This window comes from Roseburia inulinivorans DSM 16841 (assembly GCF_000174195.1).
Taxonomy (GTDB): Bacteria; Bacillota; Clostridia; order Lachnospirales; family Lachnospiraceae; genus Roseburia; species Roseburia inulinivorans.
Window position 1 is genome coordinate 121,603 of the sequence record NZ_ACFY01000096.1, and the last position, 9,933, is coordinate 131,535.

The window sequence follows — 9,933 nt, forward strand, 5'->3', positions numbered from 1 at the left end:
ATCACCATGTTATAATCAGACCAGCATTTTGGTATTCTATAACATAATTTTTGTGATCAATTCCGCCAGTTTCCTTGCTTCTTCATCGATCACTTTCTGATCTTTCCCCTCGATCATGACACGCACCAGCGGCTCTGTTCCGGATGGGCGGATGAGAACCCTTCCCTCGCCCTTGAATTTTTTCTCAACATCTGCCACGGCATCTGCAATTTCCTGATATTCCATGAATTTTTCTTTTTTATGGTTTGGAACTTTTGCGTTGACAAGAGCCTGTGGGAGTACTTCCATAATCTCAGCAAGTTCTGACAACGGTTTTCCGGTATTGACCATAACTTCTAATAAATGCAGGGCACTTAATAATCCGTCACCGGTTGTATTATCGTCTAAGAAGATAACATGACCGGACTGCTCTCCTCCGATGTTATAGCCATTTTTTCTCATATTCTCAAGAACATAACGGTCGCCGACTTTTGTCTTTTCCACATGGATGCCCTCTTTCTGCCCCATAAGGGTAAATCCGAGGTTTGTCATGACTGTGACTACGATCGTATCTTTCTTCAAAGTTCCTTTGGACTTCATGTAGTTTCCACAGATTGCCATGATCTGATCGCCGTCCACAACATTTCCATGCTCATCCACCGCAAGCATACGGTCTGCGTCACCGTCAAACGCAAGACCAACTGCTGCCTTTTCATATACAACACGCGCTTTCAGCTCATCCATATGAGTGGAGCCACAATTGGAATTGATGTTCGTACCATCCGGATCGGTGTGGATCGCGATAAGATCTGCTCCAAGATCTGTCAGTGCTTTGACAGATGTATAATGGGATGCACCTTCTGCGCAGTCTACAACAATTTTCATACCTTTAAGATCCACCGGAACACATTTTTCCATGAATTTCACGTATTCATCTCTCAGATCGAAGCGGTAATCAATCTTTCCTACACCGGAACCGATTGGAAGTACCACGTCTTTCATATTATTTTTGATCAGAGCCTCAATCTCATCTTCCATCTCATCCGGAAGCTTGTAGCCCTCTCCATTGAAGAACTTGATCCCGTTAAATTCCATTGGATTGTGTGATGCGGAGATGACTACTCCAGCATCTACTTTGTGTTTTCTGGTGAGATATGCGATCGCAGGTGTCGGCATCACTCCGACAAATATTGCATTTGCGCCAACCGAACAGATACCTGCCATTAATGCGCTCGCTAACATTCCTCCTGAAATTCTCGTATCACATCCTACAATAATGGTTGCCTGATGCTCCTGCTCTTTTGTGAGCACGTAAGCTCCTGCCTGACCTAACTTTGTTGCCAGTTCAATTGTCAGTTCCGAGCCCGCCACACCACGGACACCGTCTGTTCCAAACATTCTTGCCATGTTACTATTCCTCTCTTTGTTCCTGATTTTATAGATATCTGTGAAACTGGTTATCAGCTTCTTTCAATCATCCAATATTTTTTCAGATTTTTATGATTTTCAATTCGTTATTTCTGCTCCACTTGTTTCAAAATCTGCTACCTGTCAGTTACCTTCTTAGACGTTGACGTATTTTCCAGTTCTCCATCTGTATTGTCAGATTCAGCAGAAGCAGATGTATCAGATGCACTTTCAATAGTAACTGCTGCATAAGTATCCGCATAGCTGACCGTATCCTCATCCAGTTCAAATGTAATCAGTACATTATGTGCACCCAGCTTCAGATCAGTCAGATCGATACTGCCGGAAATCGTCTTTTCGTCCAGTGCATCGATCACACTGCTCCTTCCGGACACAGTGAGGGCAATGTTGTCTTCCTCATACTGTACTTTTTCATCCGAACTCAGTCCGATCACCTGAAGATTCGTCACCGGAATCTGCAAAGTCTTTGTCTTTACTGCCTCCACCACAACTGTAACATCAATCTTGGAGTCTGAACTGATCACTAATGCAGTGCCTGAAGGAAGATATGTGGAAATGTCCACAGTCTTTTCAATATTTGAAGTTGCATCTGTAATATCTAACACTTCTTCCGGGATCGTGATCTTATTGATGGTATTTAAAATAGCCGCCTCGCCTTTAATACGTACTTTCTGTGGTGTATAGGTAATATTCCCTGCCTGATATCCATCTGCCGGAGTTCCGGTTGTCAGGAATTCCAGTTCCACATCTTTCGTATTCAGGATCTGTGCACTGATATTGACTGTGCTCACACTCAGCGTAAGCTTTGTCGTATCCACAACCTCTCCCTGTGCATCATAAAATACAGGTGTCACACGGTCTGTGATATCCGTTGACATGCCATCTACATTAATAGTCGCCACAACGGTATCGATCTGATTTACAACAGAAGCCGGACCGGATACTTTCATAACATTCGCATCTGTGATCTCAACATCACCAAGCGCGCATCCCGACGCAACCGTACCGGTTGTGTTTGTCTTGATCGGGAACTGCTTTGAAGCAGAATCCTCCAATTCAAGATCCAGATACAGATCTTTGCTGGTAATATTAATACTGCTGTTGTTACGGTTACAGGTCACGACAACCGGCACACGGTAAGTCCCTGTTTTCTCATCATATTCAATTTTCTGTGCATCCGCCGTTGCTGTAAAGTTCGCATTGGTAAGTGTATTATGCACAGAGCGTTTTGCATACACGCTGAACGTGATCGTATTCTTTCCATCCAGATAATCTGCCCATTTTCCCATGGAGGTGATATAAGATTTATTTTCCAGTGAGACACTGGTTGTGTAAGGTTTTGAGTTGCTCGGATCATCAATATTCACGACTACGATCCATAAAACAACAGCAAACAAAACAGCAAGGATTTTAAGGCCAAAGTTATTCATTACTTTCTTTCCGAATTTTTGTAACATCTTTCAGCCTCCTTCTCCATGATTTCACTTTCGAAGTGTCCTGCTCACGTTTCTGAATGTAAGCCAGTTTATTTTTTAAGAATTCTGCATCTACATTCCGGTAAAGTTCACCGTCCAGTGCAATGGATACTTTTCCGGTTTCCTCCGATACTACAATTGTGAGTGAATCGCTCACCTCACTGATACCGACTGCCGCACGGTGTCTTGTTCCAAGGTCTTTGCTCAGGCTTAAGGAGTCCGTCAGTGGAAGATAGCAGGTGGCAGAAACAACTCTGTCTCCCCTCACAATGACTGCTCCATCATGCAGCGGTGTGTTTTTTCAAAAATATTGATCAGAAGCTGGCTGGTCAGGATACCATCTACGGCAATCCCTGTCCTCTCATACTCCGTCAGAACGATTTCATCTTCCACTACGATGAGTGCTCCTGTTTTTACTTTTCCCATCTCATAGCAGGCTTTCACCAGCTCTGTGATAGTCTTGTCGGAAAACTTTCCATTCTCCACTTTGTTGAAATCAAAATTAAAAAGATTTACCAAAATGTTCTTCCGTCCGAGATTTTCCAGTGCCTTGCGCATCTCCGGCTGGAAGATCACGACCACAGCGATCATTGCCACGTTAAACAGTTTGTCGGCGATCCAGACGATCGTATTCATTTCAAACAAAACTGCAAGCAAAACAAAGGCAAGGATCACAAGGATTCCACGGAGAAGCATCCACGCTCTCGTATCTTTGATCCAAACCAGCATATAATAGATCAGAACTGAAATGATAATGATCTCTATAATATCTGTGAGGGACATCTGAAGCGTCAGGTAAGACACCGCTTTTTCCCAAAACGTCCGCAATATTACGCCTAAATTCTGCACCGGATTCACTTCCTTTTAATCTAATAAATTTTCGTCTATGTCCATCTCTTCTGCAAATTTCTTCTTGTTCAAACGTTCCTTCTCGTTTTTGCCGTTAAAACGTTTGATCTGTTTATCCTTCTCTGTCACCAGAGACTTTGGAACTGCTTTTACATAATAATAGTAATCATCATCCTCGAACTGGAGTCGTTCCGTTCTGGAGTAATCCAGATTAAAAAACAGAAACTGGATGATCATGGCGATCACACCGGAGATCACGCTTCCAATGATCACACCGGCAATTTTGTCTGAAATCCCAAGTAAAATGTATCCTGCTGTCAGTCCAATCGCTTCAAATAAAATACCGGATGCCCATGCAACCGTCCATGAATGCTCAATGTCAAGCTTTCTCACCACATAGACAATGAGTGTCGTAATGATAAAAATGCCAAGAACAAGGTACATCTCTTTATTTCCAATCAGCTGGTTCAATGCCACTACTACTTTTGATACCGAAGAATCCGTCTCTTCCGCTGCATCGCTCAATGCGCTTGCATTCTCGCTCACTCCATGGATAAAGAAATAGATCACCGTACCGCAGGCAACAGACACTACAGAATACGCCTCACTCAGCAGACCGGAGCCAACCGGTACCGCATAAGGAATATGCAGCTTAAAGCAGACCGGTGTCAGAACCGCATTGATACCACTCTTTGGGGAAAAACGGAAATAAATAAAATAGATGATCGCAAACATGAGAAGTCCTACCAGACACACCTCAATGGATAATGCATACAGATCCGCCAAAACGACCAACGCAGCAATTGCAATCAGTCCATTGGCCGGAAGCATGGAACACACAAGTGCAAGAATGACTGCAACCGGAGTCTTGCTGACCAGTTTCATATATCCAATACTGTTGTTGATCATAAGGAATGTAAACAATGCAAGTACAAACCGGATCGCCGGTTTCACATATATTTCATTTTTTCCGTAAAAACGGATCAGTTTCTCTTTCAATTCTAATAAGGTTGTCATTTTAGCCTCCCGCCGTTTGTTTTACTCCTGATTTTCCTGCCCCCCGGCAGCGTTCAGTGATTATTCCCAGTCTTTATTCTCAGACATTTTCAGCTTGTCTTCCCTCTCGTATAACTGATTCAGCTTCTTCAGATTGCCATAATACTTCTTTACCTCACGGCGTCCCTTTGTATATCTTCTATTATAAACAAAATACGTGATCGCCATGTAAGCAATCATAAACACAATATACTTTACCAGCACGGATGTCAGCAGTTCCTGAATATCCATTGCATTCAGATTCTCCATTAACTGGTTCATGGAATAAATGCCCCATGTCACAAGGATCAGCGCAAAGCCAATCGTTCCTGACACAAAGCTTCCAAGCATACGCAGCGAAACATAATCTTTTCTTGCATACTGTGTCATCGGCTTACATTCTTTTCCCTGATCGGTGTCAAATATCGCCATTTTTATCATATGATGTAAACGTTCTTCGTTAACCATGCAGATTTCCTTCCTGTCTGTCACACAATGTATCTACTATAAAATAAACCCATCTCATTTTCTGAAAAAGTACATTCTTCACGCAATTATGCATTCTTATTCATCATTATAACACAGTAGGCGGTATTTTCAAAACAAAAAAAAGCAGATGCGACCTTTCTACGTTTCTATCTATATAAATAACGTAGCTATGCGCCCTGCTTTTTTATAAATTCTGTCCTTATTTTCAGATATGTGACATTCTGTTCCCGGTTCTATCTCAGGAATCTCATCTTATCCCCTTCATCACGCTCTCCGCCCGATCTCTGCTGCATTGGACGTGGTCTGTTCAAAGCACTCCGCAGATTATTTGCCATAGCAGCTTTACACTTGTCACAGAAGCGTCCGCTTGTGATCGGTCTGCCACAGTGTTCACACAACACACCATCTAAAGAAGCTTCCGAGAGGATCAGTCTCTCCTCTTTCACCCACTGTTTGATCTGTTTCACAGAAACATCCATATCCTCTGCCACCTGACTGATGGATGCCTGTGGATGTTCACCGATATAATCTTTCACGCTGCTAAATTTCTTCTCAAGCTTTGCCCTGCATTCAGGGCAAAGCTGTGCGCCACTCATATAATTAAAGAGTTTTCCACAGCCCTTACAATTTCTTACATCCATAGCATATTCCTCCTAAAATCCCTCGCCGATACTGATACATAGGAAATAAATCTCATCCACCCCTGCCTGCAAAAGTACCTCTGCCACTGCATCGATCGTGCTTCCCGTCGTATAGATATCATCTACAATTAATATTTTCCTATATTTTACTATATTTGGTACTAACTGGAAAGCTTTTTTTAGATTTATCTTCCGTTCGACATCATTTAATTCTTTTTGCGGCGTGGTATTCCGGATTCGTTTTACCATGCGCTTTTCCACCGGAAGATTCATTTTTTCTCCCAGAGTCCGCGCAAATACGGCTGCCTGATTATACCCTCTCCCCTTTTCCTTCAAACGGTACATGGGAACGGGTACAATTGCTTCGATCTGTTTTCTTCGGATCCAGTCTCCATAGATGCGCACTGCTTCTTTCGCATAAAAATCTGCATATTCGCGTTTATTACTATATTTAAAACGGTACATGGACTGGCGGATTTCTCCCTGATAAACAAAAACCGCTTTTCCCTGGGAAAAATAGTGTTTTTTCCTCATGCAGTCTGTGCAGTATTCCCTCCTCTGGTCTTCTAATGGCTTGCCACATTTTTTGCAGGACGGTTCCCCGATACAGATCACTTTCTTCCGGCAGTCTTCACATGTATCTTTCCCAACATATATCACCTCATCACAGACAGGGCATCTTGGAGGAAATACAATGTTGGATAACCCCTCTTTTATTTTCATAAAATCCTTTCTAAAAATCTCTCCGGTTTCCATCCTAACACTTTTCTACCCTGCATACTATAAAGGTTTTCTTAAGATTTTAAATCTTTTTCTTATGATCCTCACCGAAAAAATGAGTGTCCTTTACACATTTTTTCTCAAATTCCGGTTGACGAATCCTGTATGAGTGATTATAATTCAATCATTAAAAGCATTAATGCTTTAAAGCATTAAAGGCTATGATCAATGATAAGGAGAATGAATATGAAAAAGATGAACAAAATACTCTCTGTCATGATGGCAGCTGCAATGACAGTTTCCATGACAGCATGCGGCGGCGATACAGCCTCCGACAATACCTCTGCATCTGCTGACAATTCAGCAGCAACAACAGAATCCGCTGCAGCAGGCAGTACCGATGGTCAGAAATATACGATCGGTATTTTACAGCAGTTAGAGCACCCTGCTCTTGACGCTGCTTCCCAGGGCTTTGAGGACGCACTGACAGAGCTGCTCGGTGCAGATAATGTAACATTTGACCTTCAGAACGCACAGGGCGAGCAGGCAAACTGTGCTACCATTGCAAACAATTTTGTTGCCAGCAATTATGATTTAATCCTTGCAAATGCAACCACTGCTTTACAGTGTTCCGCCGCTGCTACAAGCACGATCCCGATTCTCGGAACTTCTGTTACGGATTATGCAACTGCCCTTGAGATTGACGACTGGACAGGTTCTACCGGAAGAAATATCTCCGGAACTTCCGATCTTGCTCCTTTAGATGAACAGGAAGCCATGATCAAAGAATTATTCCCGGATGTAAAAACAGTCGGTATCCTTTACTGTTCCGCAGAGCCAAACTCCAAGTATCAGGCTACCCAGATCGAGGCTGCTTTAGATGCTGACGGCATCGCGTACAAAGAATATACTGCTTCTGATTCCAATGATATCACCTCTGTGGTACAGACAGCAGTTTCCGAAGTAGATGTTATTTATATTCCAACAGACAACACAATGGCAAACAACACGGAAACCATCAATAACATCGCTCTTCCGGCAGGTATTCCGATCATTGCCGGTGAGGAAGGCATCTGTTCCGGATGTGGTGTTGCAACGCTTTCTATCAGCTACTATGATATCGGATACACAGCAGGCCAGATGGCTTATGATATCCTTGTAAACGGTGCTGATATCACAACGATGGAGATCAAGACTGCACCACAGGTAACAAAAGAGTACAATGCAGATATTTGTTCCCAGCTTGGAATCACACCTCCTGATGATTATGTTGCAATTGAAACAGAATAATCTTTCATCAATGCAACAAGTTAAAGCTTTAAATCGTTTTAGTATTATGTTATAATATGCCTGCGGTATTTCGTCTCAACAAATACCGCAGGTATTTTATGCTGTGGGTATTTTGTTCTGCAAGCAATTGATTTCATGAATATTGTTTTATATTTGTAGATGATTTTTGCACCAAATAGTTCCGCACAGGCATTTTATAAAAAAATAAGGAGAGATTTCTTATGACGATGATGTTAACAACTTATTTAGCTTCCCTGAGCCCGCTGGCATTGCTCCGTTCCCTGCCGGGCGCATGCGCACAGGGACTCATCTGGGGACTCCTTGCACTTGGAGTCTACATTACTTACAAATTGTTGGATTTTGCCGATCTGACCGTTGACGGTTCCATGGCGACCGGAGGTGCAGTCGCCGTTATGCTGATCCGCGCAGGCATGAACCCATGGCTTGCTCTTATCTTTGCTTTTCTTGCAGGAATGACCGCCGGATTTATCACCGGAATGTTACATACCGCACTTGGGATCCCGGGAATCCTTGCAAGTATCCTGACGCAGATTTCACTTTACTCTATCAACTTAAATATTCTCGGAAGTTCCAATCAGGCAGTCAGCGTTGACAAATACAGCCTTGTTGTTTCACTCCGCTATATTTCGGACTCAACTGCAAGCAAAATCCGTATGTTTACGACCTGTATCCTCTTCTGCGTTGTACTCGTTGCCATTCTCTACTGGTATTTCGGAACAGAGCAGGGACATGCGATCCGTGCAACCGGCTGTAACCGGCAGATGGCAAGAGCGCAGGGAATCAACACTGATTTTCATACCGTACTTGCACTGATGATCTCTAACGGTCTTGTAGGACTTTCCGGTGGACTTTACGCCCAGTATCAGGGAGCAGCGGATGTCAATATGGGACGTGGTGCGATCGTTATCGGACTTGCTGCTGTTATCATTGGCGATGTCCTCTTTGGAAAAATGTGTGCCGGCAAAAAAATTGCATTTGCTTACACACTGCTCTCCGTCATTGCCGGAGCTATCCTGTACTACCTTGTTTTAAGTGTTGTTTTATGGTTGAAATTCCCATCCGACGACCTGAAATTATTCTCTGCAATTGTAGTAGCTATCTTCCTTTCAATCCCGTATCTGAAAGCGAAACATAGCAGGAAAGGAGTGGCAAAATAATGGCTGAAATGTTAAAAATCGATCATATCTGCAAAACATTTAACGCTGGTACGATCAATGAAAAAATTGCTTTAAACGGAGTTGATCTGACATTAGAAGATGGCGATTTTGTCACTGTTATCGGTGGTAACGGTGCTGGAAAATCCACAACTTTAAACGCTGTCGCAGGTGTCTGGCCAGTGGATTCCGGCAAAATATTTATTGGCGGTGATGATGTCACAAAATTATCCGAATACAAACGCGCCAAATATTTAGGCCGTGTCTTCCAGGATCCTATGACCGGAACTGCAACCACCATGTCCATCGAGGAAAATATGGCAATTGCAGCCCGCCGTGGCAGAAAGCGTGGGTTAAGCTGGGGAATCACGAAGGCAGAACGCGACACCTACCGGGAAATGTTAAAAACATTGGATTTAGGTCTTGAAGATCGTCTTACCAGCAAAGTCGGACTGCTTTCCGGTGGACAGCGTCAGGCAATCACACTGTTGATGGCTTCCATCCAGAAACCAAAACTTTTACTGTTAGATGAACACACCGCTGCCCTTGATCCGAAAACGGCTGCAAAAGTACTTGAGATTTCCGACAAGATTATCTCCGACAATCATCTGACCGCTATGATGGTAACGCACAATATGAAGGATGCTATTGTGCACGGAAATCGCCTGATCATGATGCACGAAGGAAAAGTTATCTTAAATATTTCCGGCGAGGAAAAGAAGAAACTGACAGTTGAAGATCTGCTGCACCAGTTTGAAAAAGTCAGCGGGCAGGAATTTGCTAACGACAAGGCATTATTGTCATAACCGGAGTTTAACGGACGTAGTGTCGCAGATTCTGTAGTGTTTTTAC

9 protein-coding genes and 1 pseudogene are annotated in these 9,933 nt (G+C 43.1%); 3 read left to right on the plus strand and 7 right to left on the minus strand.

The annotated features are described in order from the left end of the window. Positions 1-36: 36 nt before the first annotated feature. The 7 genes and pseudogenes from glmM to ROSEINA2194_RS11460 form a co-directional block, all read right to left on the minus strand. Positions 37-1,386: a phosphoglucosamine mutase gene (gene glmM / locus ROSEINA2194_RS11430; protein WP_007887014.1), complete on the minus strand. Its 1,350-nt coding sequence runs from the start codon at positions 1,384-1,386 to the stop codon at positions 37-39. Between the two features lie 137 nt (positions 1,387-1,523). After that, a complete protein-coding gene (locus tag ROSEINA2194_RS11435) occupies positions 1,524-2,864 on the minus strand; it encodes a CdaR family protein (RefSeq protein WP_007887018.1) in 1,341 nt (446 codons plus the stop codon). Continuing rightward, a pseudogene (cdaA, locus tag ROSEINA2194_RS23575) lies at positions 2,830-3,665 on the minus strand (diadenylate cyclase CdaA). The gene ROSEINA2194_RS11435 and the pseudogene cdaA overlap by 35 nt, the downstream one beginning before the upstream one ends. 81 nt (positions 3,666-3,746) lie before the next feature. Further along, positions 3,747-4,748 (minus strand): hypothetical protein, encoded by a 1,002-nt coding sequence (locus tag ROSEINA2194_RS11445; RefSeq protein ID WP_007887029.1) that lies wholly within the window; start codon positions 4,746-4,748, stop codon positions 3,747-3,749. 60 nt (positions 4,749-4,808) lie between these two features. After that, positions 4,809-5,234 (minus strand): hypothetical protein, encoded by a 426-nt coding sequence (locus tag ROSEINA2194_RS11450; protein ID WP_007887031.1) that lies wholly within the window; start codon positions 5,232-5,234, stop codon positions 4,809-4,811. Positions 5,235-5,488: 254 nt separating this feature from the next. Then, complete coding sequence (locus ROSEINA2194_RS11455) at positions 5,489-5,896, minus strand: flagellar protein (protein ID WP_007887033.1); 408 nt, start codon at positions 5,894-5,896, stop codon at positions 5,489-5,491. A gap of 12 nt (positions 5,897-5,908) precedes the next feature. Then, positions 5,909-6,619: a ComF family protein gene (locus tag ROSEINA2194_RS11460; RefSeq protein WP_021923513.1), complete on the minus strand. Its 711-nt coding sequence runs from the start codon at positions 6,617-6,619 to the stop codon at positions 5,909-5,911. Between the two features lie 243 nt (positions 6,620-6,862). On the opposite strand from ROSEINA2194_RS11460, the gene ROSEINA2194_RS11465 reads away from it, so the two are divergent. From ROSEINA2194_RS11465 to ROSEINA2194_RS11475, 3 genes are all read left to right on the plus strand, one after another. Beyond that, on the plus strand, positions 6,863-7,906 hold the full coding sequence (locus ROSEINA2194_RS11465) for an ABC transporter substrate-binding protein (protein ID WP_021923514.1): 1,044 nt from the start codon (positions 6,863-6,865) through the stop codon (positions 7,904-7,906). Positions 7,907-8,127: 221 nt separating this feature from the next. Beyond that, complete coding sequence (locus ROSEINA2194_RS11470; RefSeq protein ID WP_007887047.1) at positions 8,128-9,084, plus strand: ABC transporter permease; 957 nt, start codon at positions 8,128-8,130, stop codon at positions 9,082-9,084. An 8-nt stretch (positions 9,085-9,092) separates the two neighbouring features. Next, positions 9,093-9,887 carry an ABC transporter ATP-binding protein gene (locus ROSEINA2194_RS11475; protein ID WP_044927762.1) on the plus strand — a complete coding sequence of 265 codons (795 nt, stop codon included), beginning with the start codon at positions 9,093-9,095 and terminating at the stop codon, positions 9,885-9,887. Positions 9,888-9,933: the final 46 nt, after the last annotated feature.

Excerpts from the sequence above, each read along its gene's own strand:
- ROSEINA2194_RS11475 (WP_044927762.1), top strand. The coding sequence starts at position 9,093 with ATGTTAAAAATCGATCATATCTGCAAAACATTTAACGCTGGTACGATC.
- ROSEINA2194_RS11450 (WP_007887031.1), bottom strand. The coding sequence starts at position 5,234 with ATGGTTAACGAAGAACGTTTACATCATATGATAAAAATGGCGATATTT.
- ROSEINA2194_RS11455 (WP_007887033.1), bottom strand. The coding sequence starts at position 5,896 with ATGGATGTAAGAAATTGTAAGGGCTGTGGAAAACTCTTTAATTATATG.
- ROSEINA2194_RS11460 (WP_021923513.1), bottom strand. The coding sequence starts at position 6,619 with ATGAAAATAAAAGAGGGGTTATCCAACATTGTATTTCCTCCAAGATGC.
- ROSEINA2194_RS11470 (WP_007887047.1), top strand. The coding sequence starts at position 8,128 with ATGACGATGATGTTAACAACTTATTTAGCTTCCCTGAGCCCGCTGGCA.
- ROSEINA2194_RS11435 (WP_007887018.1), bottom strand. The coding sequence starts at position 2,864 with ATGTTACAAAAATTCGGAAAGAAAGTAATGAATAACTTTGGCCTTAAA.
- glmM (WP_007887014.1), bottom strand. The coding sequence starts at position 1,386 with ATGGCAAGAATGTTTGGAACAGACGGTGTCCGTGGTGTGGCGGGCTCG.
- ROSEINA2194_RS11465 (WP_021923514.1), top strand. The coding sequence starts at position 6,863 with ATGAAAAAGATGAACAAAATACTCTCTGTCATGATGGCAGCTGCAATG.
- ROSEINA2194_RS11445 (WP_007887029.1), bottom strand. The coding sequence starts at position 4,748 with ATGACAACCTTATTAGAATTGAAAGAGAAACTGATCCGTTTTTACGGA.